32 protein-coding genes are annotated in these 26,139 nt (G+C 51.0%); 6 read left to right on the forward strand and 26 right to left on the reverse strand.

The annotated features are described in order from the left end of the window. Position 1: 1 nt before the first annotated feature. The 20 genes from dxs to AC0LWF_RS10515 form a co-directional block, all read right to left on the reverse strand. Positions 2-1,900, reverse strand: a complete 1,899-nt coding sequence (dxs, locus tag AC0LWF_RS10420; protein WP_474651474.1) for a 1-deoxy-D-xylulose-5-phosphate synthase — start codon at positions 1,898-1,900, stop codon at positions 2-4. Between the two features lie 107 nt (positions 1,901-2,007). After that, a complete protein-coding gene (locus AC0LWF_RS10425) occupies positions 2,008-2,919 on the reverse strand; it encodes a polyprenyl synthetase family protein (protein ID WP_474651475.1) in 912 nt (303 codons plus the stop codon). Positions 2,920-2,930: 11 nt separating this feature from the next. Beyond that, on the reverse strand, positions 2,931-3,188 hold the full coding sequence (gene xseB / locus AC0LWF_RS10430) for an exodeoxyribonuclease VII small subunit (protein ID WP_474651476.1): 258 nt from the start codon (positions 3,186-3,188) through the stop codon (positions 2,931-2,933). Beyond that, positions 3,178-4,545 carry an exodeoxyribonuclease VII large subunit gene (xseA, locus tag AC0LWF_RS10435; protein WP_474651477.1) on the reverse strand — a complete coding sequence of 456 codons (1,368 nt, stop codon included), beginning with the start codon at positions 4,543-4,545 and terminating at the stop codon, positions 3,178-3,180. Before xseA ends, xseB begins: the two co-directional genes overlap by 11 nt. Before the next feature lie 10 nt (positions 4,546-4,555). Then, complete coding sequence (gene folD, locus AC0LWF_RS10440) at positions 4,556-5,416, reverse strand: bifunctional methylenetetrahydrofolate dehydrogenase/methenyltetrahydrofolate cyclohydrolase FolD (protein ID WP_474651478.1); 861 nt, start codon at positions 5,414-5,416, stop codon at positions 4,556-4,558. A gap of 181 nt (positions 5,417-5,597) precedes the next feature. Further along, positions 5,598-6,050: a transcription antitermination factor NusB gene (gene nusB, locus AC0LWF_RS10445; protein WP_474651479.1), complete on the reverse strand. Its 453-nt coding sequence runs from the start codon at positions 6,048-6,050 to the stop codon at positions 5,598-5,600. Between the two features lie 96 nt (positions 6,051-6,146). Beyond that, on the reverse strand, positions 6,147-6,377 hold the full coding sequence (locus AC0LWF_RS10450) for a DUF2273 domain-containing protein (RefSeq protein ID WP_474651480.1): 231 nt from the start codon (positions 6,375-6,377) through the stop codon (positions 6,147-6,149). Positions 6,378-6,388: 11 nt separating this feature from the next. Further along, on the reverse strand, positions 6,389-6,952 hold the full coding sequence (gene amaP / locus AC0LWF_RS10455; protein WP_474651481.1) for an alkaline shock response membrane anchor protein AmaP: 564 nt from the start codon (positions 6,950-6,952) through the stop codon (positions 6,389-6,391). A gap of 102 nt (positions 6,953-7,054) precedes the next feature. Next, entirely contained in the window at positions 7,055-7,462 is a 408-nt protein-coding gene (locus AC0LWF_RS10460) for an Asp23/Gls24 family envelope stress response protein (RefSeq protein ID WP_090573847.1), read from the reverse strand. Between the two features lie 142 nt (positions 7,463-7,604). Then, complete coding sequence (gene accC, locus AC0LWF_RS10465) at positions 7,605-8,963, reverse strand: acetyl-CoA carboxylase biotin carboxylase subunit (protein WP_474651482.1); 1,359 nt, start codon at positions 8,961-8,963, stop codon at positions 7,605-7,607. A 52-nt stretch (positions 8,964-9,015) separates the two neighbouring features. Then, the gene (gene accB, locus AC0LWF_RS10470; RefSeq protein ID WP_474651483.1) at positions 9,016-9,504 is read right to left on the reverse strand and encodes an acetyl-CoA carboxylase biotin carboxyl carrier protein; all 489 of its coding nucleotides are present in this window, start codon (positions 9,502-9,504) and stop codon (positions 9,016-9,018) included. Positions 9,505-9,713: 209 nt separating this feature from the next. Further along, positions 9,714-10,421, reverse strand: a complete 708-nt coding sequence (locus tag AC0LWF_RS10475; protein ID WP_474651484.1) for a SpoIIIAH-like family protein — start codon at positions 10,419-10,421, stop codon at positions 9,714-9,716. Between the two features lie 38 nt (positions 10,422-10,459). Then, a complete protein-coding gene (gene spoIIIAG / locus AC0LWF_RS10480) occupies positions 10,460-11,098 on the reverse strand; it encodes a stage III sporulation protein AG (RefSeq protein ID WP_474651755.1) in 639 nt (212 codons plus the stop codon). Positions 11,099-11,116: 18 nt separating this feature from the next. Further along, a complete protein-coding gene (gene spoIIIAF / locus AC0LWF_RS10485; protein ID WP_474651485.1) occupies positions 11,117-11,869 on the reverse strand; it encodes a stage III sporulation protein AF in 753 nt (250 codons plus the stop codon). Positions 11,870-11,894: 25 nt separating this feature from the next. Beyond that, a complete protein-coding gene (spoIIIAE, locus tag AC0LWF_RS10490; protein ID WP_474651486.1) occupies positions 11,895-13,160 on the reverse strand; it encodes a stage III sporulation protein AE in 1,266 nt (421 codons plus the stop codon). A 5-nt stretch (positions 13,161-13,165) separates the two neighbouring features. Next, a complete protein-coding gene (gene spoIIIAD / locus AC0LWF_RS10495; RefSeq protein ID WP_474651487.1) occupies positions 13,166-13,561 on the reverse strand; it encodes a stage III sporulation protein AD in 396 nt (131 codons plus the stop codon). A 35-nt stretch (positions 13,562-13,596) separates the two neighbouring features. Continuing rightward, positions 13,597-13,800, reverse strand: coding sequence for a stage III sporulation protein AC (spoIIIAC, locus tag AC0LWF_RS10500; RefSeq protein ID WP_090573842.1), 204 nt, complete (start codon positions 13,798-13,800; stop codon positions 13,597-13,599). A 15-nt stretch (positions 13,801-13,815) separates the two neighbouring features. Beyond that, positions 13,816-14,334, reverse strand: a complete 519-nt coding sequence (gene spoIIIAB, locus AC0LWF_RS10505; RefSeq protein WP_474651488.1) for a stage III sporulation protein SpoIIIAB — start codon at positions 14,332-14,334, stop codon at positions 13,816-13,818. Next, entirely contained in the window at positions 14,327-15,337 is a 1,011-nt protein-coding gene (spoIIIAA, locus tag AC0LWF_RS10510) for a stage III sporulation protein AA (protein WP_474651489.1), read from the reverse strand. The genes spoIIIAB and spoIIIAA overlap by 8 nt, the downstream gene beginning before the upstream one ends. Before the next feature lie 136 nt (positions 15,338-15,473). Continuing rightward, positions 15,474-15,740 carry a YqhV family protein gene (locus tag AC0LWF_RS10515; protein WP_474651490.1) on the reverse strand — a complete coding sequence of 89 codons (267 nt, stop codon included), beginning with the start codon at positions 15,738-15,740 and terminating at the stop codon, positions 15,474-15,476. A 226-nt stretch (positions 15,741-15,966) separates the two neighbouring features. On the opposite strand from AC0LWF_RS10515, the gene comA reads away from it, so the two are divergent. The 3 genes from comA (at position 15,967) to AC0LWF_RS10530 (ending at position 18,143) form a co-directional block, all read left to right on the forward strand. Continuing rightward, positions 15,967-16,803, forward strand: a complete 837-nt coding sequence (comA, locus tag AC0LWF_RS10520; RefSeq protein WP_474651491.1) for a phosphosulfolactate synthase — start codon at positions 15,967-15,969, stop codon at positions 16,801-16,803. A 50-nt stretch (positions 16,804-16,853) separates the two neighbouring features. Then, the gene (locus tag AC0LWF_RS10525) at positions 16,854-17,564 is read left to right on the forward strand and encodes a 2-phosphosulfolactate phosphatase (protein ID WP_474651492.1); all 711 of its coding nucleotides are present in this window, start codon (positions 16,854-16,856) and stop codon (positions 17,562-17,564) included. A 117-nt stretch (positions 17,565-17,681) separates the two neighbouring features. Then, positions 17,682-18,143, forward strand: a complete 462-nt coding sequence (locus AC0LWF_RS10530) for a DUF441 domain-containing protein (RefSeq protein ID WP_474651493.1) — start codon at positions 17,682-17,684, stop codon at positions 18,141-18,143. A 293-nt stretch (positions 18,144-18,436) separates the two neighbouring features. Here AC0LWF_RS10530 and AC0LWF_RS10535 read toward each other — a convergent pair whose 3' ends face one another. The 5 genes from AC0LWF_RS10535 to AC0LWF_RS10555 all read right to left on the reverse strand — a co-directional run bounded on the left by AC0LWF_RS10535 (position 18,437) and on the right by AC0LWF_RS10555 (position 22,654). Further along, positions 18,437-19,690, reverse strand: a complete 1,254-nt coding sequence (locus tag AC0LWF_RS10535) for an aspartate kinase (protein ID WP_474651494.1) — start codon at positions 19,688-19,690, stop codon at positions 18,437-18,439. 150 nt (positions 19,691-19,840) lie between these two features. After that, positions 19,841-20,398, reverse strand: coding sequence for an elongation factor P (gene efp, locus AC0LWF_RS10540; protein WP_474651495.1), 558 nt, complete (start codon positions 20,396-20,398; stop codon positions 19,841-19,843). Positions 20,399-20,507: 109 nt separating this feature from the next. Beyond that, positions 20,508-21,581: a M24 family metallopeptidase gene (locus AC0LWF_RS10545; RefSeq protein WP_474651496.1), complete on the reverse strand. Its 1,074-nt coding sequence runs from the start codon at positions 21,579-21,581 to the stop codon at positions 20,508-20,510. A 20-nt stretch (positions 21,582-21,601) separates the two neighbouring features. Continuing rightward, positions 21,602-22,039 carry a type II 3-dehydroquinate dehydratase gene (aroQ, locus tag AC0LWF_RS10550; protein ID WP_474651497.1) on the reverse strand — a complete coding sequence of 146 codons (438 nt, stop codon included), beginning with the start codon at positions 22,037-22,039 and terminating at the stop codon, positions 21,602-21,604. A gap of 78 nt (positions 22,040-22,117) precedes the next feature. After that, entirely contained in the window at positions 22,118-22,654 is a 537-nt protein-coding gene (locus AC0LWF_RS10555) for a YqhR family membrane protein (protein WP_474651498.1), read from the reverse strand. 268 nt (positions 22,655-22,922) lie between these two features. Here AC0LWF_RS10555 and AC0LWF_RS10560 point away from each other — a divergent pair, with 268 nt between their 5' ends. Further along, positions 22,923-23,831, forward strand: coding sequence for a DUF1385 domain-containing protein (locus AC0LWF_RS10560; RefSeq protein WP_474651756.1), 909 nt, complete (start codon positions 22,923-22,925; stop codon positions 23,829-23,831). A 50-nt stretch (positions 23,832-23,881) separates the two neighbouring features. After that, positions 23,882-24,172 carry a hypothetical protein gene (locus AC0LWF_RS10565; RefSeq protein WP_090573830.1) on the forward strand — a complete coding sequence of 97 codons (291 nt, stop codon included), beginning with the start codon at positions 23,882-23,884 and terminating at the stop codon, positions 24,170-24,172. A gap of 58 nt (positions 24,173-24,230) precedes the next feature. Here AC0LWF_RS10565 and mntR read toward each other — a convergent pair whose 3' ends face one another. Continuing rightward, the gene (gene mntR, locus AC0LWF_RS10570) at positions 24,231-24,659 is read right to left on the reverse strand and encodes a transcriptional regulator MntR (RefSeq protein WP_090573829.1); all 429 of its coding nucleotides are present in this window, start codon (positions 24,657-24,659) and stop codon (positions 24,231-24,233) included. A 181-nt stretch (positions 24,660-24,840) separates the two neighbouring features. Here mntR and splB point away from each other — a divergent pair, with 181 nt between their 5' ends. Further along, positions 24,841-25,938: a spore photoproduct lyase gene (splB, locus tag AC0LWF_RS10575; RefSeq protein ID WP_474651499.1), complete on the forward strand. Its 1,098-nt coding sequence runs from the start codon at positions 24,841-24,843 to the stop codon at positions 25,936-25,938. The last annotated feature ends 201 nt before the right edge of the window (positions 25,939-26,139 follow it).

Genomic DNA, 26,139 nt, shown 5'->3' on the forward strand with positions numbered 1-26,139 from the left:
CTTATACCTGACCCGGAACGCGCTTGCGGACGCGAGGCAGCAATGCTTTCAATTCTGTTGCAGCACGCTCTGCCGTCAATCCGATCTCTTGGCGCTGCTCCTTAATGGAACCATGCTCAACGAATATATCCGGCACACCCATAATTCGTACTGGCACGCCATGTTTGCCATTCAAGGAGTAGAACTCCATAATCGCACTGCCCAGGCCGCCGAGCTCGGAGCCTTCCTCAAGCACCAGTATATGGAGACCTTCTTCGGCGATTTGAAGCAGCATAGCTTCATCCATCGGCTTAATGAAGCGTGCATTCACGACGCGAACCTGCAGCCCTTCACGCTTAAGCAGCTCAGCCGCTTCCTCAGCAACTTGAAGCATCGGCCCGATAGCCGCGATAACAGCGGAATCGCCCTCGCGAACAACTTCCCATGATCCGATCGGGATCGGCTTCATCTCTTTATCGATTTGAACGCCGAGACCGCTAATTCGCGGATAACGAATACCAATCGGTCCATCATTATAATCGAACGCCGTCTTCATCATCCGGCGAAGCTCGTTCTCATCTTTCGGCATCATGAGCGCCATGTTCGGGATGTGGCGTAAAAATGCAATATCATATACACCCTGATGTGTTTCGCCATCCGGGCCAACGAAGCCCGCACGGTCAATCGCAAACACAACATTCGTATTTTGGCGGCAAATATCATGCACCACTTGGTCATACGCACGCTGCAAGAATGTGGAGTACACCGCATATACCGGCTTCATCCCTTCCATCGCCATCGCGGCACACATCGTCGCCGCATGCTGCTCTGCGATGCCGACATCGATCATACGATCCGGATATTTCTCCGCGAATTTAATTAAGCCGGAACCGCCAGGCATTGCAGGCGTGACTGCGACAATTCGCTTATCCTGTTCCGCCAAATCCATAAGCGCATCAGTGAACACCTCGGTGTACATCGGTGGTCCAACCGCTTTCAATACTTGACCGGATTCAATCTTGTATGGAGATATTCCATGCCATTTATGCGAATCGGCTTCCGCCGGCGAATAGCCTTTGCCTTTAACCGTAATAACATGAACAAGCACCGGACCTTGCACACGGCTTGCTTGCTCAATTGTCTCCATTAATTGCTCTAGATCATGGCCATCAACAGGGCCAAAATACGTCAATCCGAATTGCTCAAACAGAACCCCGTTCATGAGCAAATACTTCACGCTGTCTTTCAATCGCTCAACCGTCTTCGCGACCTTGCCGCCGATGGCCGGAATTTTGTTAAGCAGCTGATTTAGCTCTTCCTTCGCCTTCTGATAATGGCGGTCCGTTCTGATTTTGCCCAAATAATGGTGCAAAGCCCCAACGTTCGGTGCGATCGACATTTCATTGTCGTTCAGGATTACCATTAGATTCTTCTTCTCATGGCCGATATGATTCAGCGCCTCGAGCGCCATACCGCCTGTAAGCGCGCCATCGCCAATAATGGCAACGACCTTATTCCGCTCGCCCTTCAAGTCGCGGGCAAGCGCCATACCCATCGCTGCGGACAGCGAGGTGCTGCTGTGGCCTGCCTCCCAGACGTCATGCACGCTTTCCGAGCGCTTGACGAAACCACACAACCCTTTATATTGACGGAGCGTATCGAATTGATCTTTACGGCCCGTTAAAATTTTATGAACGTAAGATTGATGGCCCACGTCGAAAAGAAACTTATCTTTAGGGCTGTCAAATAAGTAATGCAGCGCAAGTGTAAGTTCGACGACACCTAAATTAGGCGCAAGATGTCCGCCCGTCTCCGACAGCTTCTCAATGAGGAACGCGCGGATCTCCGCAGCAAGCTGTTCCAACTGGGCTATCGAGAGGGATTTCAAGTCAGCCGGCTCATGTATATGTTCCAGTAACACGATATTTCCTCGCTTTCACGGGTATTCATTGATCCCGTTGTCCATTAAACGTCAAATGTGGCTAAATTATAACATAGTTCGTGCAGAAAGACCTAAGCATTGTCAAATTAATGATCACGATTCATCAAATAATCTGCAATTGCCATTAAATATTCCGGATTCGCGAGCTTCGCATCCACCAATGCTTGCTTGGATTCCTCCGTTAATCGTTCAACGAGCGCCGCAGACTTCTCCATGCCGAGCAAGAACGGATACGTCACCTTCTGCTGCTTTACATCGCTCTGCACCGGCTTGCCAAGCTTCGCCTCGTCTCCGATCAGATCGAGAATATCGTCTTGGATTTGAAAAGCAAGCCCAAGCTTCCTAGCGAATTGCTGCAGCGATTCCAGCTGCTGCTGCGTTGCTCCGCCGATTCTTGCACCGGCAAGAACGGAGAATACGATCAAATCACTCGTCTTGTGCAGGTGGATGTACTCCAGTTCAGCAAGCGAGGTCACGCCCTGTTCACCTAGTATATCCGCCGCTTGGCCGCCAACCATGCCCGGAGCGCCAGCCAATCTGGCCAGATCCGAAACAATAGCAAGCGCCGTCTCTGGCGAGGTGCCAAGCGCCACCGTGCGTGTAATCGCATAGAAGGCATGCGTGAGCAGGCCGTCACCGGCTAATATAGCCATCGCTTCCCCGTATACTTTATGATTGGTCAGTTTGCCTCTTCGATAGTCATCGTTATCCATTGCAGGCAAATCATCGTGAATAAGCGAGTAGGTGTGAATCATCTCAATCGCGCAAGCAACAGGCATCGCCTGGCTGCGAGCAAGGCTATCGCTCTGAACCGCTTCAGCAGCTGTCAGAACGAGAATAGGCCGCAGACGCTTGCCGCCTGCTTCCAAGGAATACATTATTGACTCCCTGAGAGCTGGAGGAATATCCCATTCCTGGGGCAGGGAAGTATGCAGTGCCTCTTCGATTTCCAAGACGGAGCGATTCAAATAGTCAGCGGTCGAAACCGAAGTCTTCACATTAATTACCTCTATTCCTCGTTTGCCGCTGCAAACGGTTTTTTATGTAAACCATTTTCCGTTTCGATCAACACTTCAATCTTCCGTTCAACATCCTCAAGCTTGGAGCCGCACAGCTGGGACAATTTCATTCCTTCCTGGAACAATTCGATCGCCGTCTCAAGCGGAACATCTCCGCTCTCCAGCTTGCTTACGATCGACTCGAGACGTTCCATCGCCGTTTCGAAGCTAATCGCCTGCTCTTCAACTACTTTTTCTTTAGCCGCCATCTGCTTTCGCCTCCCCATTGATTCCCCAAACTTGGCATTCCAGCTGACCGTCCGCAACCTTCACCTTCAGCAAATCGCCAAGTTGAACGTCGTTCACCGATTTAATAAGCCGCTTCTCCCGATCATCATAGACCAAGCTGTACCCTCTGGACATGACTTTCAAAGGACTCAGTGCATCAAGCTGCCTGATCGAAGCGAGTAAATTCATCCGCTTCTCCTTCATGTCAGCTGCCATCGTCGCTTGCAGCCGGTCCGACATACGCTCCAGCTGCTTCGCTGCAAGCGCTGCTTGAGCGCCCGGATGTACTTTCGCCAGCGCGTGGCCAAGTCGTGTATATCTATCTCTGCTTCGTTCCGTGAAGCGAATCACTCTCATTTGCAGCCTTTCCTCAGCGCGGTCAAGGCGCTCAGCATGCTGCAATAAATATTTGCGCGGATTGATGAATACCGGCGCTCTGCGAAGCCTTGTTAGCCGTTCCTTCCGGTTGTTCACCGTCATCCGCAAGCTATTCACAAGTCTCGACTCCGTCTGTGCCAGCCTGGATTTCAGCTCTTGCACACTCGTAACGGCAAGCTCAGCTGCCGCTGTCGGGGTCGCTGCCCTCAGGTCAGCGACGAAATCAGCTATCGTAAAATCCGTCTCATGTCCAACAGCCGATATAACCGGAATTACGGAAGCGGCAATGCTTCTCGCCACCGCTTCTTCGTTGAACGCCCACAGCTCCTCAAGTGATCCGCCGCCGCGGCCTATTATTAATACGTCGACTTCGGCTAAACGGTTCATCGTTTCGATTGCTTTTACAATTGAAGGTGCTGCGAGCGTCCCTTGCACGAGAACGGGAAAAAGCAGCACCGGCACTGATGGGTGACGGCGCTGCAGCGTGATGAGAATATCTCGGACGGCTGCTCCAGTCGCAGACGTAATGACACCGATTGCCTTTGGAAACTGCGGAATCGGCCGCTTACGTGCAGAGTCGAACAGCCCCTCATCCTGGAGCTTCTTCTTTAATTGCTCATAAGCGAGGTAGAGACTTCCGATACCATCTGGCTGCATCGAGATACAATAAAATTGATAATTGCCATCACGCTCGTAGACCGAAATATTGCCACGGGCAATTACTTTCGCGCCTTCCTTCGGAATGAAGGGCAGCCGCTGATTGTAAGAAGCAAACATGATGCACTTTATTCGGCTGTCCTTATCCTTAAGCGTGAAATACATATGACCGCTCGAATGATGTGTGAAATTCGAGATTTCCCCGCGGATCCACACATCGCCGAGAAGCTCGTCCGATTCCAACTTCATTCCGATATAGCGATTAATTTCTTTTATCGAAAATATTCGCGTGCGATCCGCCATCTTCCGCTCCTCACTCCTGAATTGCGTGTTGTTGTTTCGCCGCTTTCAACGTATTCAGCATCAGCATCGTAATAGTCATCGGTCCAACTCCGCCTGGTACCGGCGTCACATAGCCCGCTGTTTCCAGAACATCTTCGTAATCTACATCACCAGCGAGCTTGCCGTCTTCAAGGCGGTTAATGCCAACGTCGATAACGACCGCACCGGGCTTTACATATTTGCTGCCGATTGCTTTCGCTTTGCCGATCGCAACGACCAGAATATCAGCTGTTCTCGCGATTTCTTCCATATTCGCGGTGCGCGAGTGGCAAATCGTCACTGTCGCGTTCTCACGAAGCAGCAGCATCGAAACCGGTTTGCCGACAATGTTGCTGCGACCAATGACGACAGCATGCTTGCCTGCAATGGAACCAACTGTCCGCTTAATCAGTTCAATGACGCCAGCTGGTGTACATGGCAACAAGCTGTCATCACCGATGACGAGATTGCCTACGCTAACCGGATGGAAACCGTCTACATCCTTTGCAGAGCTGATCGCATCAATGACAGCTTTCTCATTAATGTACTTTGGCAGTGGAAGCTGGACGAGAATGCCGTGAATCGTCGATTGGTTATTTAGTTTATCAATTAGTGCCAATAGCTCGTCCTCGGATGTATCGCCGCTCAGACGATGGACCTCCGAATAGAAGCCTAGCTGCTGACATGCTTTCTCCTTGCTGCCTACATATACTTTCGACGCTGGATCTTCTCCGACAAGCACGACAGCAAGACCAGGCTGAATGCCATGTGCAGACAGCTTCGCAGTTTCTTCACCAATTTCTATTCGGATAGCATCCGAAATCGCTTTACCTTCGATACGCTGTGCAGTCATTTCGTAATCACTCCTGAATCCAAGTTATGAGGGCATCCAAGCAAAAACCGACTTTCGCTATCTCCTCGATAGGCGAGTACTATAAAAGGGACTAAATTTTCTTAAAGCCCCTTAAATCCTTTATAAGGGATCCAAGGGGCTAATGTAACGTAAACAACAAAGCATGTCACACGCCTAAGCGCTACGCCTTTGGTTTGAGCTCATCAAGCGCTTGCAGCAGTCGGCCAAGAACGCCATTGACGAATTTACCGGACTCGTCCGTTCCAAAATGCTTCGCCAGCTCAATCGCTTCATTGATGATCGCTTTCGGCGGCACGTCATCCCGGAACACAAGCTCATAACAAGCAAGACGTAGAATTTGCCGGTCAACACGAGACAGACGATCAACTTGCCAGCCCGTCAAATAGTGCTGCAGCATATCGTCAATCGCTGATTTGCGCTCGAGCACGCCTTGTACCATCTCGCGCACATATTCATCGATGCGGTGAACGTCCGCTGCGTCCGCTTCGATCTCATTCTCTTCCTGCACTTCATCCACCAGCATATCTACTGCGGATGCTGCGGTTGCTTCCTCATTCATTTCCATATGGTACAAGCTCTGTACCACAATTTCCCGCGCTAGCCTACGTTTCATGGGGCCTCCTGATTCATCACAATGTTCAAAATATGATCTCCTCCCTGCCCCGAACGAAGCCACATACGGGTCCGGGGTACGGAGGAGATCATAGTATTATTTAAACGGTCTCCATCGTTCCATTAGCCACTCGCTAAGGCGCTGCCATGGAAGGATAGGACCACGCTGCTCGTCTTTCAATTTGCCGACGGTATAGCCGATACAAAGGAGAAAGGCGAAGAAAAGCATATCCCAAAAACCTACAATAAGATAAAGAAGACCAAGAATGATACCTGTTGCTACACCGGTTATCCGTCCCCCGTAGGTTGCCCAGACTTCCTTCCACATCGGTATCACCTCTATTCTACGCGACTTTTAAAGTTCGCGGTTTGGATGATATTAGCTACAAATACAGAAACGCCTGCTACAGGAATACCTGTAATCTCTTCCACATGGGATTTGACGGCACGCTGTATTTCTTCCGTAAGAACCGGAATCGAGCTCTCACCATCAGCAATTGCGCGCAGCGACACTTCAATGCCTGCCTCGCTAATTCGAATTCGTGCTTTCAGTTCCTTCACGCCGCGCTGGCGGCTCGCTGCCTTCAAAGCCAGATTCTCAACCGTCTCAAGCGAGATGCGAATGTCGCCGAACTCCGTACGTTGATCAATCGAAGGCGAAGATGCATTGCTCCGTTTAAGCGATACGTAGAAGAAGCGAAGACTAAGGAGAAATACGATAGCGGAAACGATCAGTACAGTCGCCTGCAGCCAGTCGTAATCACCGCTGTATAAATTATGTACAAGATTGCTCAGCCAATCTTCTGGAAACCAGTACATGCCTGCGCAGAACGCAATGACAGCCACCGCACCGATTGCCAAGCTGTATAAGAACAATAGAAACTTGTCGAGCACTCTAATCAAAGCGAGATTCCTCCTTGTGGCGGACTAGATAAAACCCCCTAGCGCCGAGCGGCAAGCCCAACCACTAGGGGGTATGTCATCATTTTTTTACGACACTAATCTCTACTTTACTCGAATAGCGATCTCATCTTCTTCTGGTTTCTCCGCTGTTTTGAAATGAACGTCATGGATATGCACATTCACTTCTACAACATGGAGGCCTGTCATCATTTCGATGGAACGCTTCACGTTGTTCTGAATATTAGCCGCAACCTCAGGGATACGATTGCCGTATTCCACAATGATGGAGACGTCGACTGCCGCCTCACGCTGCCCAACCTCAACCTTTACGCCTTTGGACAAGTTTTTCCGGCCCAGAAGCTCTGCAATGCCGCCGGCGAAACCGCCGCTCATGCCTGCTACTCCTCTAACCTCAATTGTCGCAAGTCCAGCAATGATCTCAATCACTTCGGGTGCGATTTGAATAGTGCCCATGTCTGTTTTCTCATAGTCCGCTGCTAACGTACTCATGGTTATCCTACACCTCCCGTAAAGTTACGTTATTCCGCCATATTGGCTCAGGTAGCTTATCCGCTTCTTATTCCTATACTATAGCATTCCGGAGGAATTATGACAAACCAGTCCAATTGTCGCAAACCATGAAGATTCGCGATTATTCTACGGGATTGTTAATGTCATTATCCTCTAAGAACTTAATATCGAAATTGCCTTTCACGAACTTCGGATGATTCAAGAGCTTCATATGGAACGGAATCGTCGTCTTAATGCCATCGATGGCAAATTCGGCGAGCGCCCGCTTCATCCGAGCAATCGCATCTTCACGCGTTGCTCCCCAGACGATCAGCTTGGCGATCATCGAATCATAATAAGGGGAAATGGTGTAACCCGGATACGCGCCGCTATCAACACGAACGCCTAAACCGCCCGGAGGCAAGTAGAATTGAATCGTGCCTGGCGATGGCATAAAACCACGCTCCGAATCTTCCGCGTTAATGCGGCATTCGATCGACCAGCCGTTAATCTTCAAGTCCTCTTGCTTAATAGTAAGCTCGTTGCCTTCCGCAACGGAGATCATCTCTTTAATCAAGTCAACGCCTGTAATCATTTCGGTTACAGGGTGCTCAACCTGAATACGAGTGTTCATCTCCATGAAATAGAAGTTACCGTCTGGTCCAAGCAGGAACTCAAGCGTACCTGCACCCGAATAATTAACGGCAAGCGCAGCACGTACAGCTGCTTGGCCCATACGCTCGCGAAGTGCCGGACTAAGAACCGGACAAGGCGCTTCCTCAACAAGCTTCTGGCGGCGGCGCTGCACGGAGCAGTCACGCTCGAACAAGTGAACGGCGTTGCCGTGCTTGTCAGCCATAATCTGAATTTCAACGTGCTTCATGCCCGTCAAATATTTCTCAAGGTAAACGCCGGCGTTGCCGAAGGCTTTCTGCGCTTCCTGCTGAGCCGTCGAAATTTGCGAAATGAGATTTTCTTCGTTCTCTGCAATCCGGATGCCTTTGCCGCCTCCGCCCGCAGTCGCTTTAATAATGACCGGATAACCGATCTCGCGAGCGACGCGAATCGCTTCGTCCATATCCTCAACGAGGCCATCAGAGCCAGGAATAATAGGCACATCCGCTTGCTTCATCGTTAATTTCGCAACCGCTTTATCGCCCATTTTATTAATCGCTTGCGGGGACGGGCCAATAAAGGTCACGTTGCAAGACTCGCAAATTTCTGCGAAATCCGCGTTCTCCGCCAAGAAGCCGTAGCCCGGGTGGATAGCATCGCAATCGGTTAACGTTGCAACGCTCATGATGTTCGTCAGATTCAAGTAGCTGTCCTTGGATGCGACAGGTCCAATGCAATAAGCTTCGTCTGCCAGACGCACGTGAAGCGATTCACGGTCGGCTTCCGAATATACAGCAACGGTCTGAATGCCGAGCTCGCGGCAAGCGCGAATAATACGTACGGCAATCTCGCCACGATTTGCAATTAAAATTTTGTTGAATTTCATGGGTAAGCTCCTTTCGTGCATGCTATGTTCTTGATGTCACCTTCGCCTATTGCTACTCCGGTTTAACAAGGAACAACGGCTGCCCGAATTCGATAAGCTGACCATTCTCAACGAGAATGTCGACGATCTCTCCGCGAACTTCCGCTTCAAGCTCATTCATCAGCTTCATCGCTTCAAGAATACATACGATCGATTTCTCGTTAATGCGATCGCCCACGTTCACGAAAGGCGCTTTATCTGGCGAAGACGCGCGATAGAACGTTCCTACCATCGGCGATAGAATTTGGTGGTAGTTCTCATTTGCTGCCGGCTGTTCTGGCGCTGGCGCGCTCTGCTGCCCACTAGGAGCCGGTGCGTTCACCTGTGGCTGATAAGCCTGCGTATATGTAGGAACGACTGACGCGGCTTGTACATTCACCACTTCTGTTTTACCTGGTTTACGAATCATCAGGCGTGCGCCATCGTTTTCAATTTCAAGTTCATGTACAGAAGTACCGTCAACCAGCTTGATCAATTCTTTAATCTCGCTCAGCTTAAACATCGTTTCACTCCTAAAAATGTAGTGCATCTTCAGGGAAGATGCTTCTTGGTAACTATATTATTGGGGACGGTGCAATTTACCAAACCTGCACAATCCAAACCCCATTATAGCATAAACCACCCGGAACACGAACCCATTTTTTATATATGGCTAGATGGAAAAAAGCCCCACTGCTTATATCATTAGCAATGGGGCGCTCTCTTAGACCGTTACTTCACATATTGAATCGTCACTTGATCCGGCGATACGCCAAGCTCATTAATGACCATCGAGAGAATGCTCTCTGCTTGGCTGCGCTCAAGCTTCTCGCTTTGAACGACGACTTTGTAATGCTCGTTGTCATCAGATACGACAGCCGCATTGCTGAATTGCTTCGTCAGTTCTTCTTCAAGACCAGTGACCTTCGTGCTCTTATCTTCAAGCGAGTTCAGCTGATCAACTGCTGAGCCGGCAGCCTTCTCATTCTGTTTCGTATCGGAGATTGTGCTAAGAAGCTTGTTGTATTCCTCATAAAACTTCTGGTCGCGCTTCTCTTGCATTTGGCTGAATACACTCTCGCTAACCGCGCCGGATTTCTCGAGCTGCTTGAGCGTTTCTTGATCCGCCGCTGCTGCCGCTGCATTGTCTGCCGTTGCCGTGTTATCCTTGGTATCCTGCGAATTGTTTGCTGCTGCGGCGTCTGTGCCTGTACTCGCATCTTTGTTGCCTGTCACTTCGGATACCGTAATGCCGTTGTCATCGCCCGCTTTGCCGGAAGCCTCCGTTGCATTCGAAGCTGCTCCCTGCTCCTGCTTCGTGCCGTCAGTGACCATGTTGCTAGGCGTGCCTACATCCTCGGTGAACAAATAATAAGCCGACAAAATGACCATTAAGCTTAGCATGGATACGAGCCAAATCGTTTGCCTTTTGTTATTCATTTACGAACAGCCTCCCTTTTCATTGTCCAATTGGAATTTTATTGATGTTTGCGGGGAATAACCGAGATTCGGTTGACCGCAACATTAAGGCCCTTCTCGACAGCGTCGACAATGAGCCGTCTTACCGTACCGTTCTCTGCGCCTTTCGCAACGATCAGAATGCCGCGAATTTTAGGCTGAAGTCTCTTCACAATGATCGGCGCTTTGTCGCCGGATGTATCGTAGAGCACCACTTGTCCTTCCTTCGTGAGGGAGGTGACGGTGCGTTTGCCGCCATTCTTGTCGCTTTCATTCGTAATTTGCTGCGATTCCTTCTCGTTGAGCTGCACGACCGTTTCCTCGGTGGAGTCTACCGTAATCATCACATCCACAGTACCGACCCCAACGATCATCTCTAAAATCTCCTTCAGCCGATTCTCCAGCGAATGCTCAATGTCAGCGATAGGGCTGTCCGATTTGCTGCTATTGTTGAAAGCAGGATCGGTCGGCGGTGTACTAGAGGAAGTGGTTTGCTGATCAGAAGCAGGTACTTGGCGATAGTTGAGAAAAGAGTTCATGATGACAAGCGCGACTCCGATCCCACCTAGTATGAGCAGCCAGCGCATCGACTTCACCCGCTTCGGCCCGCCGCGGCCGCCTCCAAACGTTGACTCCAGCCCATCTAGCCATTTGGCCAACATCGCTCTCCCCTTTCCCTACTGTGCCGATTCAGCATCCGCTTGCTGCTGCATCACTTCTATTCGCTTCGGGTTCACGCTCCACCCTTGCCTTAGCACTTCCTTGACAGCCGCCGCCACTTCACTGCTAGCTGGTTGCTCTTCCTGGCTATCCGAGCCATTCGTCGATCCCGGTGAATCCGCTGACTGTTCTGTCATCGGCTGCACCGTAACTTCGATCGCTTCAACTTCATCGACCGGCTTCACTTCGTTCGCCGATTTGGAATCTCCTGTCGCCGTAGAGCTCTCCTTCGATTCCGAATCCGGCACCAGCTTCGCCAGCGTCACCACGATCGACTCAATTCTCGCCTGATCAATAGTGTCTGCGGCCGTCAGGTTCACTCCCACATCCGCCACTTGCAGGCCGGTAGCTTCTGTAATGCTGTCTTTCATCGATGAACCAAGTCTCTGCTCCACCAGCGCCAAGGCAGAAGCTTTCTGCTGCTCCTGAAGCTTCTTGGCATCATCTTGAATATCTTCCAGCGTCGGCATGCGGAACTGATTGTCATTCGTCGATTGAAACCAGTTATCCACCTGCTGATTCAGCCGAGCATTGAAGTCGCCTTGGAGCAGACGGATGATCGGCGTTAAGATTGTCAGCAAAATGATCAGCCCTGCGACGAGCCTCACATAGCGCTGCATCGCTTTGTTCGGCAGCAGCAGATCGATAAAGCCCGCCAGCAGCACAACCGCGATAATTTGCTGTAGCCATACGGCAAGCCAGTCCAGCATGCGAACCCCTCCTGCAACACGTGCTTCACCTGATCATGACCGCCGCATTGCCTGCTGTTAGCACGATTGTGATGGCCAGGAAGAACATAAGCCCGACTGCGGCGAGCGCAGCGAAGACATAAACCAATGTTTTGCCAATCGTCTGCAGGCAGGTCACGATAGGACTATCGCCGAGCGGCTGCATGATGGCGGCGGATACGTTGTAGATAAGAGCGAGCGTCATAATCTTCACAGCAGGGAATGCACAGAGGAACAGAATGATAACGACACCAGCGATCCCAATTGCATTCTTGACGAGCAGCGAGGCCGACATGACCGTATCGGCGGCATCGGAGAAGGTTCGTCCAATGACCGGAACGAAGTTGCCTGTTATGAACTTCGCCGTCCGCATCGTAACACCGTCTGTGACCGAGCCTGTCGCTCCTTGCACCGAGATGACACCGAGAAAGACGGTCAGCATAATGCCCATGAGTCCGACGCTGAAGCTCCGAAGCACATTCGCCAGCTGCGTTACTTTGAACTTATCCGACACGGCGCTTGCGATATGAAGTACCGCCGAGAAGAACAGCAGCGGGAAGACCACCGAGTAGATGACAGTGCCGACCGCGTTGATCATGAAGATAATGAGCGGATGCAGCACCGATACAGTAACGATACTCCCCATCGTGGCGAGCAGCGTCAGCAGCAGAGGCACCATCGCAAGCATGAACTGAATCATTCCGGTGATGGCATCCTTCGCGTAACCGATTGCGACATTGAAGCTGTTGACCGCCAGCACGATCATGACCATATAGGTGATGCTGTAGGCCACTTTGCTTACCGTATTGCGCTCGAACGCGGTTTGCATCGTCTCCAGCATCATGCTGAATACGGTCAGGATGACGATCGTTACAAGCAGCTTGCCATTGTAAAGGATTTCGTGCAGCACGTATCTCAGCAAGCCCGAGAGCACGGTTGTCAGCTTGAGTCCTTTACCGCCTGGCATGACCATCTCAGCAAAGCTTGGCACCTCGTTATCCGGGAAGAAGCCGCTGTACTCCTTCATCAGCTTGTTCCAGTAATCCTCAACCGCTTCCGTGTTGACGCCTTTCAGCTGTTGATTCGCAAGCGCAGCATTCACATCCGACGCGTTGTTATCAGGTTCTGTTCTCGATGGCGCCGATTGTTCCAACTTTTCCGTAAGTTCCCCCGGCTCGGCCCCTGCTGCTGCTGCTGCAACGGGCAGAAGTGCAAGTATGGATAGCAGCACAACGGCAACGAGCATCGCGCTGCGAATCAACCACCGCCTCATTACGTTCAACTCCCTACCGGCAACAGGCCGAGCACTGTTTCTACGATGACGCTGATGATCGGCACCGCGAGAACGAGAATGAGTATTTTGCCGGCAAACTCGATCTTGGTGGCTATGCTCTCCTGCCCGGCATCACGTACGATCTGTGAGCCGAATTCAGCGATATAAGCGATACCGATGATCTTGAGTATCGTCTTTAGGTAGATCGACGGGATGCCTGACCGATCCGCGAGCTGCTCGAGCACAGTTAGCACCGTGTCGATCTTGCCTACGACATATAAGAAGATGAACAGCCCTGTAAAAGCACCTAGCAGAAAAGCGAACATCGGTTTCTGTTCCCGCAGAACCAGAACGAGTGCTGCTGCAACCAAACCTAACCCTACAATTTGGATGATTTCCAAACACTGATCACCCGCCTAGCTGTAAAAAACTGAAGTTATTGAAATAAGAAAGTCGTTTTTATTTCCTGGAACAGTTCACCTAGTAATCGTAAAATCATGAACAGCACAATGATAAAACCGACGAGCGTCGCCCAATGCGCATATTCTTCTTTGCCGCTTTGCTTCAGAAGCGTATGGATCATTGCGGCAATGAAACCAATTCCGGCAATTTGAAAGATAGCCAACACATCAAAATTCATGCTTGCGGCACCCCACTAAAAAATCAAAATGACGACGAGTAGAGCAGTGAGTACGCCAAGACTCTTCCACATCTTCGCAAATCGCGAAGCATCTTCCCGCGCTATTTCTTCTTCTGCATGCAGTTGCTGCATCGCTAGCTTCAAATGCTTGATCTGATCTTCTCGATCGCTGATGCCGAGCGTCGAGCCGAGCCGCATGAGAGCTGCCTGCTCCTGCTGCCGCATTGCGGTATTCGGCCAGACCTGTGCTGCTGCCTGCTCCCAGCATTCGCGGAAGGTGAGCTCGGACTGTTCATCCAGCCTTCGCTTCACCTCGCGGAGAAAGCCTGCAGCCGGCTCCTGCACCATCGCGCTGCTACGGCCGATTGCTTCCGGGAGCGGCGTGAAGCCGTACCCGATTTCAGTCTCGAGCCGCGTAAGCGCGTAGATCAGCTGGCGGATCTGATTCGGGCGTGAAGTAAAGCGCGAAGCTTGTACGAACCCGATCATCGTGCCAGCGAAGAGAATGAGCGCAGCCCCAATCAGCTTAACCACTCGCGCCGCCTCCCTTCACTGCAGTAGGCTCACGCGCCGCTGGCGCTCGACTTACCATTGCCGCCGGCAGCACTCTGCTCATGAGGCTTCCCCCGCTCCGACGAAGCTCGACGATATGATGGAAAGCTCCCGCCTCGAGCAGATTGCAGAGCAGCGGACGTCCCCTTGCATCTTCCAAGTCATTGGCATGAGCGGTTGCTATAACGGTCACCCCTGCGTGGCTGGCATCCAGAATGGCTGCGCCATCCTCTTCGCGGCCGATCTCATCGACGATAATAATTTCCGGTGACATAGAGCGAAGCATCATCATCATTCCTTCCGCTTTAGGGCAAGCATCCATAACATCTGTCCGCGGGCCGACATTGAATGTGGGAACACCTTTGACGCAGGCTGCGATTTCCGACCGCTCATCAATAATGCCAACTTTGCGTCCAGGCCAGTCCGTTGCGGCAGGATGGCCCCAAGCACCACTGCTAATCGCCCTAGCCAAATCTCGTACGAGTGTTGTTTTCCCTTGCTGCGGCGGTGCGATGATCAGCGTCGAGTGCAGCGTCTGTTTCTGAAGATCAACGAGCTTCGGCAGCAGCCCTGCCGCCGCGCCGATTACTTCTCTGGCGATCCGCACATTGAATGCTGCGATATCGCGGATGCCACGGACATGGCCTTGCTCAAGGATCGTTCTGCCAGCCAGTCCGATTCGATGGCCGCCTGCGACTGTAATATAGCCTCGGCGTAGCTCTTCCTCCATCGCGTAGAGCGAATGGTTGGTCACGCGCTCTTGCATTTTGCGGCACAATTCCGTTGTTGGCTTGTACGCTTCCTCTGGCTTCGCAAGCAGCTTTCCAGTTGTGGATACGAACCAGAAGCCTTGGCTCGTACTAATTTCAAGCGGCCGGCCTTCTCGGATGCGGATCTCTTCAATAACATCTTGAACCTTCTCCGGAATTCGGCAAAGCACGTAGGCCAGCTCGGAAGGCAGCAAATGCAGCACTTTCTTCAGCATCGTTCTCCCCCTCCTGGGCAGCAGCTTCTACGCTAGATTGCTAGAATCGCATGATTGTCCAGCTTTGTATCCCATTCTATTCGAATGAGCCCAGCAATATGACAAATCTAGATGTCTATGAACGACTGATGGAAGGCTACTTCTTCAGCACCCCAGTCAAAATGCACGCGACACCGCCTACAATCCACAGCATTTTGCCAAACGACATTTTGTCCGAGAGCCCGACTAGACCGATCGTAGTGGTGGAGATAAGCACAAGCGGACCGACAAACGCCAGCGAGGAGTTCACGATTAGCGCCTTATCAATCTGATTGAGACGCAGCATGAGCAGAGCCGCCATAATTTCAAGCGAGCCGGAGAATATTCGGATTGTCGCCATGGTCAGTACGATTTTGTTCAGCATATCTATCTCCTTTCTTCCAAGAAATGCAAGATTCAGGACACTACGGAATGCAAATTGAAACTTGTCCTTCTACTTCTTCTACTACTATCACGGCTCTCTTCTAGCTTATGCGCGCTTGCTATTCTTTCATTCTCACAATATTGACTCTGAATGAGCCGCAGCCAGCACACGATCTGGGCGCATTGCATATATTGCTGTGGATATGAAACGAATGCGAGGAGATATCATGAAATCAATTTCTATGGCGGCTTGGCCTTCCGTACTAAGCGACCCAAGCGGCCAGCGTGAGCAGTCCAGCCATAACGCTCTCGAGCGCGGCAAAACGATGGTCATTGACAAAGGGCTCGGACGCCATGCGTTCTCCGATCTTCTTGAAACATCTGCAAGCTACATGGATTGCATTAAATTCGGATTTGGCACTGCACCGCTCTATCCGACCGATCTCCTTCTGAGCAAAATCGAACAGGCGAAGCGCTGCGGTCTAACCGTCATGCCAGGAGGTACACTGCTGGAGTCTGCTGTGCAGCAGGATGTTGTGCCTGCGTTCTTTCGCACGATCTGCCGGCTTGGCTTTAACGGTATCGAAGTGTCTGACGGTACGATCGAGCTTAGCCGCAAGCTGCGCACCGAGCTCATTCAAGAAGGGGTTAAGAACGGGCTTCGGGTCGTTTCCGAATATGGGAAGAAACTGACTGGCTCGCTTGTAGATGTGCAGGAGCTCGTGGTTACTGCCGAGGCTGACTGGCATGCGGGATCTGAGATGGTCACGATTGAAGCAAGGGAATCCGGAGTTGGCGTAGGGCTGTTCGATGCGAATGGAAACTGCGCGCAGAGCGTGCTGGAAACGGTAAGCCGCTCCCTCGGCGGAGATATCCGGCGCATCATGTGGGAAACGCCGCTGAAGCAACAGCAGGTGCTGCTGCTTCAAACATTCGGCTCCGATGTTCACCTCGGCAACATTCAGCCAGGCGAAGTATTTTCGCTCGAAACGATGCGGCGGGGGCTGCGTTCAGACACATTCTGCTTCGGTGTACATGTTGAGCCATTCGTTTATATGATTTGATTTGGCTGGCCGTGGTGGACCAGTCCTTGTAGGAAGGAAGCGTTAATCGTATGCAAATTGAAGTCATCTCCAACGTAAATGAGGCGCAGTCCGAGCGATTCGCTCATCGGACGGCAATCGTTATTGACGTGCTTCGCGCGACAAGCACGATTGTCGCTGCGCTTGCCTCTGGCGCTGCAGGGATCGTCCCTGTTGAAACCGTGCTGGAAGCAAGAGCGCTTCTATGCGATGGACAATTGCTGGCGGGAGAGCGATTCTGCCGCAAAATCCCCGGGTTCCACCTCGGCAATTCCCCCGAGGAGTTTACCGCCGAAGCCGTACGCGGCCGCCGGGTCGTCCTGACGACGACGAACGGCACGCGGGCACTGCACAAAGCGATGCGCTCCGACCATGTGCTGGCCGGATCGCTGAACAATGCGGCGGCATGTGCTCGTACAGCGCTCGAGCTGCGCCGAGATCTGGTGCTGCTGTGTGCCGGCAGCCATGATGAATTTGCGTTGGAGGATGGCGTATGCGCAGGTCTGATCATCAGCGAGCTTCAGACGATGTGCGCGACTCCTCTTGAGATGAATGATCTCGGCGCGGCCATGCTGGGACTCTATCGAAACAAAGCTGATAACCTGTATGACCTGATATCGGGGAGCGTAACGGGAAAAAGACTAATCAAATACGGCAGCGGCCGAGACGTTGAACGGTGCAGCTTAGTCAACTGCAGCACGATTGTGCCGCGTATGCAAGGTGACATGCTCGTGCATGGGTGAAGCTGACATACAAGGCTGAAGAGACATATCGGGTAGGCTTGTTCCATACACTGGAAGTATGGACGCTCTATGCTTATTCGCGGGGCGGCGACTACGTATTGAAGGAGTCGGGCAAGTATGAGCGGGGAAGTCGTATTAGTTGTATTGATCATTGTAGGCTTAGTCGGGCGCTCGCCGATTATTTCCACGGCGGCATGTGTGCTATTAATCGTGAAGCTCATACATCTCCAGCGCTTCTTGCCCACGATAGAGCGTAGAGGGCTGGAGCTCGGACTGCTGTTCCTCACCTTCAGCGTGCTTGTGCCTTTTGCCTCCGAACGCATCAGCTCCAAGGATATGCTCAGCGTCGTAACGTCCTGGCCCGGTATCCTCGCATTGACTGGAGGAGCCATCGCCACCTACGTCAACGGCAAAGGGCTCGAGATGCTCCGGCTCGACCCTCAGCTAATCGTCGGCCTCGTTGTCGGCTCGATCTTCGGCATCGTCTTTCTGCGCGGCATCCCCGTCGGCCCCTTAATGGCAGCCGGCATCACCGCGATCTTGTTCAAACTGTTCTCCTTTCTCGCAGATCGCTTCTAGCGTTGGAATGGGAATTATAGTAAGAAGCTCCATAGGGGGCTTCTTTTTGCGTTTCCGGTTGTTCCACGTTGTGTATCCCTGGGGGCATTCATTTGCTAAATCCGCGAGTTTCCCATCTATGTGTATCCCTAAGGGACGCTCTTTCCCCCCATGTAGAGTACTGGATACCCTTTCTTTACCAAACTCCCCTTGCCCTCCTTTTACCCTCTCTCATCCTCCACCTCGAGCCCCGCCACAAAACAAAAAACAGCAGCACCAAAAGGCACTGCTGCTCCATCTTATAGTCCTATATCCTATCGGCGATCCTGCGGGCCGCCAACGAAAGCTTGCTCAGCAGTATCAAGGTCGTACGCTGTGTGCAGCGCGCGGACAACATCATGCGTATGCTCTTCGCTGATTACGACGGAGAGACGGATCTCGGAAGTCGTTACAAGCTTGATGCTGATGCCTTGCTCATAGATCGCAGCGAACATTTTTGCAGCAACGCCAGGGTTGCTAACCATCCCTGCCCCAACGATGGAAACCTTCACGAGGTTCTCCTCGGAAGTCACTTCACGGTAAGGCACTTCAGCACGAATACGCTCTACAACTGCAATGGCTTTATCCTTATCCGTCAGAGTAACGGTGAACGCGAAGTCCGCTTTACCGTCTTGCGTGCCGCTTTGTACAATAATATCGACGTCGACGCCGCTCGATGCAAGCGCTCCGAATACTTTTGCAAGAACGCCTGGAATATCTTCGACACCTAGGATGCTAATACGTGCTACGTTTTTGTCAAATGCAATACCGCGAACGGCATTTCCTTGTTCCATGACTGCAGTCTCCTTCACACTTGTGCCTTCGTTTTGCGTAAAGCTAGATCGTACAACAAGATTAACATTGTAATTTTTCGCATATTCAACCGCACGAGGGTGCAGGACTGCTGCGCCAAGATTAGCCAGCTCCAGCATTTCATCGTACGTGATTTCATCCAGCTTGCGTGCGCACTTCACAACGCGCGGGTCGGTCGAGTATATGCCGTCTACATCGGTATAGATCTCACACACGTCTGCTTTGAGAGCTGCCGCCAGGGCAACTGCTGTCGTATCGGAACCGCCGCGACCGAGTGTCGTGATCTCGCCCTGTTCTGTCGCGCCTTGGAAGCCCGCTACGATTACGGCGAAGCCATTGTCCAGCGCTGAGAAAATCCGATCGGGTTGAATGTCAGTAATACGTGCCTTGCCGTGAACCGCTTCCGTTTGAATGCCGGCTTGCCAGCCTGTGAACGATTTGGATTTCAGACCAATTGCATCTATAGCCATCGACAGCAACGCGATCGATATTTGCTCGCCAACTGTGAGCAGCATATCCATCTCACGTGCAGGAGGATGGGCATTAAGCTGTTTAGATTGATCAATTAAATCGTCTGTAGTATCGCCCATTGCCGAAACGACAACAACGACTTTGTGGCCAGCCTCTTTATAATCGGCGATACGTCTTGCAACGCGCTGCATCCGCTCAGTTGAGCCAACGGAGCTGCCGCCGAATTTCATTACTATCAACGACACTGCTAATCCACTCCCAACGTTGTTCGATCTTCAGTAGAGTATGAAGTACTTTTATAACACAAGATTATAACACAACTGCATGTTTTTGAATATCAACAGACAACAAAAAACCGCACGGCACTAAGACCGAGCGGTTTCGTCTGCAATTAATTAAGCACGGGAAATGTACTTGCCATCGCGCGTGTCGATGAGAAGAACGTCGCCTTCGTTGATGAACAGCGGAACTTGCACGTTCAAGCCTGTTTCAACTGTAGCTGTCTTCGTTGCGCCTTGCGCTGTGTTGCCTTTAACGCCTGGCTCTGTTTCTGTTACTTTCAGGTCAACGTTATTAGGCAATTGGATACCGATGATTTCACCGTTGTAGCTTGTGATGTTAACTGTCATGTTTTCTTTCAGGAAGTTGATTTCCCACTCCAATTGCTTCTTCTCGAGCGTGAATTGATCGTAAGATTCGTTATCCATGAACGAATACTCAGTGCCGGAGTTGTACAGGTATTGTACGGCACGGTTCTCGATGTTCGCTTTGCCGATGTTCTCGCCAGCACGGAACGTTCTTTCAACTGTATTGCCATTGCGCAGGTTTTTCAGCTTGGAACGAACGAAAGCTGCGCCTTTACCTGGTTTAACGTGTTGGAAATCAAGAACCGTGAAGATATCGCCGTCTATCTCAACGGTTAGGCCTGTTTTAAAATCATTTACTGAGATCACTGGTATTTCCTCCTGTGGTTAGGTGATTTGATTCAAGGATTCAAACTCACCTTGCTATTGGTAATGCGGAGTTAGCAGACTCGCTGCTATTCCCGCTTTTTTATAAAACTCATTCCAAAATAAACAATGCCTTCGGAGATGAGGTTAATAACGAATTTCCATTCTCGGTAATGACGATGTCATCCTCGATCCGAACGCCGCCGAATCCCGGCAAGTAAATGCCCGGTTCCACCGTAACTGTCATTCCCGGCTCAAGCACAGACGTTCCGCCGACCGACACTCGCGGCGCTTCGTGAATTTCCATACCAAAGCCATGACCTGTTCCGTGACCGAACTTGTCACCGTAGCCATACTTCGTAATGATGTCACGAGCGATTGCATCCGCTTCACGGCCTGTCATGCCTGGCTTAATGCCGGCAAGTGCAGCCATCTGCGCTTCAAGTACAATTTCATAAATCTCGCGGTGCTTGTCTGTCGGCTTGCCAACCACGATCGTTCTCGTCAAATCGGAGCAATAGCCTTTGAGTAGAGCACCAAAGTCAAGCTTCACAAACTCATTATTGCCAATGATCCGATCGCTTGCAACACCGTGCGGCAGCGCGGAACGCTCACCCGATGCGACAATCGTATCGAACGAAGATGACGTTGCGCCCTTGCCCCGCATGTACATCTCCATCTCAAGTGCAACAGCGCGTTCGCTGATGCCTGGCTTGATGAAACCAAGGATGTGCTGGAACGTCTCATCCGCAAGCGCGCATGCTTCACGAATAACGGCAAGCTCTGCTTCATCCTTATACAAGCGAAGCTGTTCAATTGCACCCGACACCGGTACGAGCTCGATCGAGCCAAGCGCACCTTTCCAGTCAGAGTAGCTGCTGAATACGACATGATCCTGCTCAAAAGCAAGTTTGCGTACGCCTGCTTGTTCAGCCAGCTCCCTCACGGTCTCAATCCATTTCGGACCGTGCTCCACGACAGTGAACTGCGGAGCTTGCTGCGGAGCTTGCGTCATATAACGGAAGTCCGTAAGCAGCCAGCTGTCTGCAGCCGTGATGAGCAAATAACCTGAAGAACCTGTAAATCCGCTTATGTACCGACGATTAACGGCACTTGTTACGAGAATCGCATCTACCTGCAAGGCAGGCAGCTTATCTCGCAATCCGGCTAAACGTTTCTGTGTCAAAAGTATCACCCTTTTTCTTATTACTGCTTCAGTTGATTCACTAGTGCGTGAAGTCCAAGCACATAGCTTTGAGCGCCAAACCCTGCAATCTGTCCGACCGCAACTGGCGCGATGACTGAAACATGACGAAACGCTTCCCGCTTATGAATGTTCGATAAATGCACCTCAACGACAGGGATGCCGACACTGCTGATCGCATCGCGAATGGCAATGCTGTAGTGAGTGAACGCTCCGGGGTTAATGACGATACCATCAATATGGCCATAGGCCTCATGAATCCGGTCGATAATAGCCCCTTCGTGATTCGATTGAAAGAACGAAATATCCACGCCAAGGGATGACGCGGTCTCCTGCAGCAGCTCCTCAATCGCTTGAAGCGACATGGAACCGTAAACACCAGGCTCACGAATGCCAAGCATGTTTAAATTCGGCCCGTTTAATACAAGTATTCGAGTCATCGAGAATCCTCCCGGCGCATAGATCATTAGACATTTTACCACAAAGACCCTCGCTTTGAGAAGTGCTCGCCCTCACACTCATGCAATGCTCTTATTCGACCCCGCCGGCTCCCGTCCTGCCTCATCCGTAAATTCAAATACGATCGTATATCCAATGAACAAACCCCACAGCACGAATAAGCAGCACTCAGTAATCAAAGTCTCGTAGCCAATTTTGTTATAAGGCTTCGTCATGCTCATTGCAGGCCCAATCGTCATGAAGAGCAGCGCCCACCAGAGCAATCCATAGAGGATACCCGGCCACGGTCCGAACAAGCGCCCAAGCAGCAGCTTATAAATGAACGTTGCGACGATCGAGAACACAATGAACGCAGCAACTCCGACTAGATGCCCATACCACATTCGCAGGAAGGACTGCTTCAGGAACGGGTCGACAAGAAACCCAGGCATGACCTTCGTAAAGTTTATCGCAAAGAGCAGCCAATGCACCAAGCCCCAGAACAGCCCCGCAAAAAAGCCAAGTTTCAAGCAATACGCGGTAGGGTTCGTATGTGTGCTGCCGTCGTAATCGTTTTTTGTCCCTCTGTGCTGACCGTGCGTCTGTATTTTACGCAAAATAAGTTTCCTCCATTACCTTATAGTTGTGCATTGCTGTAATTGGGTAATAGTATGCGCAGCCGAGCCGCTCCCAAATCGGCTTGCCCCAAGTGAAATGAGGGAATGGATGGCGCTCGCAAATAGCGGCAGAATCAAGTACAATAGAGGTAGTGGGTAGCGTATTCATAGCTATTATCGAACTTATGTCTAACTAAAGGATGGTGATTCGCCCTTGTCTCAAAGCACACAAAATATTTATGGCGGACAAGCCGTCATCGAAGGTGTTATGTTTGCAGGCCGTCACGCGAATGTCACTGCCGTACGGCGCAAAAATAATGAAATTATTTTTTACGAAGTGCCGAGAACGTCAAAGCCTTGGATTCAAAAACTGAAGAAAATTCCGCTTGTCCGCGGCGTAGTCGCTATACTCGAATCGAGTGCGAAGGGCTCGCAGCATTTGAACTTCTCCATGGAATCCTACGCGGAAGACGAGCTCTCTGAGCCGAGCAAGGAATCCGAAACCAGCGATGCGAAACTGGCTAAAAAAGAAGAGAAAAGCGGTTGGAGCCTCAGTATGATCGTTGGCGTCGCCGTTGCAGGTATATTGTCTTTCGCTTTTGGTAAGATCGTTTTCACTCTCGTACCTGCCATTATTGAACAACTGCTCTTCCAGAACTCCTTCAACAACCGGGTCTTGCACAATCTTATTGAAGGTGTTATCAAAATTTTGTTCTTGCTCTCATATTTATATATTATCTCGTTAACACCGCTCATTAAGCGCCTGTTCCAATATCACGGCGCGGAGCATAAAGTAATAAGCGCCTATGAAGCGGGAGCGGAACTAACCGTCTCTAATGTTCAGAAGTTTACGCGACTTCATTACCGCTGCGGTAGTAGCTTTATCGTCTTCTCTGTACTCGTCGGCGTTATCGTCTATTCCTTCTTCCACTGGGATTCGCTCTGGGAACGGATTTACTTGCGTCTTCTGCTCCTCCCAGTTGTTCTAGGCGCATCCTATGAAGCGCTTCGCTTCACGAACGCGCTTCGCGATTTGCCTGTTCTGCGTTTCCTCGGCTATCCGGGCCTGTGGCTCCAGAAGCTGACAACGAAAGAACCTACGGATGACCAGGTGGCTGTGTCGATCGCTTCCTTTAACCGGATGCTTGAGCTCGATGGCCAAGTGAGCAAGCCGTAAAGAACCGTTTTGCAATTGAGTCTTAGATTCGGGAAGAAAGGGTGAGAACCATGCCTCGTAAAATGAGCCTGTTGTCCATCGTCATCCTTGTGCTCGTCGTCATCGGCATTGTTTCGCAAACGATCAGCAATCCCTATCAGCTTCTCATTCCAGTTGTTGTGTTCGGCGTTGTTTATCTGCTGTATAAGTTTCCGCCAGGCGGCGTCAGAACGAAAGCGAAGCCGCGGTACAAGACGCAATCCCGCAAAGATCAGCCTGCCAAGAGCAAGCAGCGCAAGAACATGCCTTTCCGCGTTATTGAAGGCGGCAAGGATGACGACAACCTACCTAAGTATCATTAACACGTAATTAATAAGGGGCATCCTTCAGCCACGGCTGAGGGATGCCCCTTTCGTATATTTATAAGTTATCGCTATTCAGCTCGGCATGAACCGACCGAAATTCCTCCAGCCGCGCCGGCTCTCTACGGAAAAACTCAACTAGCGTTTCGATGCAAGTGATTGAATCCCAGCTCAAGTGATGCTCTATGCCTTCGACATCTTTGTAGATGTTCTCTTCCTGAACACCAATGACAGTAAGAAACGATTCCAGCAAGTGATGGCGTTCCACAAGCCGCTTGCCCATCTTCTTCCCTTTACCCGTGAGCACGAGCCCCCGATATTTCTCATAGATCAAATAATGGTCTTTATCCAGCTTCTGAATCATCTTCGTCACTGAAGAAGGATGAACCTCAAGCCCTTCAGCGATATCCGAGACACGGGCGTAGCCTTTCTCGTCAATCAATTTATAAATCCGTTCCAAATAATCCTCCATACTTGGAGTAGGCATTTGCTCGTTCCTCCATTCACCGTCATCCCGTACGTTAGGATTGTTCGACTAGTGCTAAATTATGCTAACTGACTCTTCACTCTTAGTATTCTACACTGCCTTCTATAGGTGCCGCAACCTGTCCGTCTGAACTTTCCATGTTTGATCCTGCCCTTATACCACCAAACTACAGGTATGTCCGATGATCTTAAAGGAGGCAGCTTCCACCTTGATCACCACCTTGCTTGAAAGGCCTGCAGCTAAGAAATCCGTTCATGAGTCGTTCATTCCGGAACTTGTTTATTTTGAGCCCTCCGCACTCGATTATCCGAAAGGGCAGCACATTATGGAATGGGTCAAGTCGCTCGATATCCCTTACCGGATGACCACCTCCCATAACCGAATAACGAACCTGCCCGGCGAATCCGAGCTGGAGCAGTACAAGATCGCCAAGCGTACACTTGTTGTCGGCATCCGCAAAACGTTGAAGTTCGATACGTCCAAGCCATCAGCGGAATATGCCATACCAATCGCAACGGGCTGTATGGGACACTGCCACTATTGCTACTTGCAGACTACTCTCGGTGCAAAGCCCTATATTCGTGTGTATGTCAATACGGATGAAATCATGCAGGCTGCAAAAGGTTACATCGATGAGCGTATACCGGAGATCACGAGGTTTGAAGCCGCCTGTACTTCTGATCCGGTCGGGCTTGAGCCGATAACCGGCAGCTTGCGGGAGCTGATCACCTTCATGGCGGATCAGGAATACGGCCGTCTGCGGTTCGTGACCAAGTTTCATTATGTCGATTCGCTGCTTGATATCCGTCATAACGGCCATACCCGTGTTCGCTTCAGCGTAAATGCCAAGTATGTGATCAAGAACTTCGAGCCGTCCACGTCACGCTTCGAGGACCGCATCGAGGCTGCCGCCAAGATAGCCCGCGCAGGCTATCCGCTCGGCTTTATTATCGCGCCGATCATCTGGCACGAGGGCTGGCAGGAGGGTTATGCCGAGCTGCTCTCCTCATTGGCGGCGTCTCTACCGAAGGACGCGTCATCCGGGCTTACGTTCGAGCTCATCCAGCATCGCTTCACGAAGACAGCGAAGACCGTTATCGAGAAGCGCTATCCCCGCACGAAGCTTGAGATGGACATTGAGAAGCGCAAGTACAAGTGGGGCCGCTGGGGACAGGGGAAGTACGTCTACCCTGATGAACAAGCAGAAGCGCTCCGGATGTTTATCTCGGAGCGCATCTTTGAGCATTTTGAGGATGCAAAAATCGAGTACTTCACTTAAGAGTTCAAAGCAATCGCTGCAGTGAAATGAGCTTCAGATAAAAGGATGTGCCTGCGGCCGCTGTTGTTACGGTGTTCTATCTGATTAGATTAGATGGTTACAACACCTTCACAAAGGCGGCACGTAAACTCTCCGGCACAATCCTTTTTCTTCCGCTCTGTTCACTTTCGCTAATTATTGAATAAGTTCCGTACACATCAA

Source organism: Paenibacillus sp. sgz302114, from assembly GCF_056120345.1.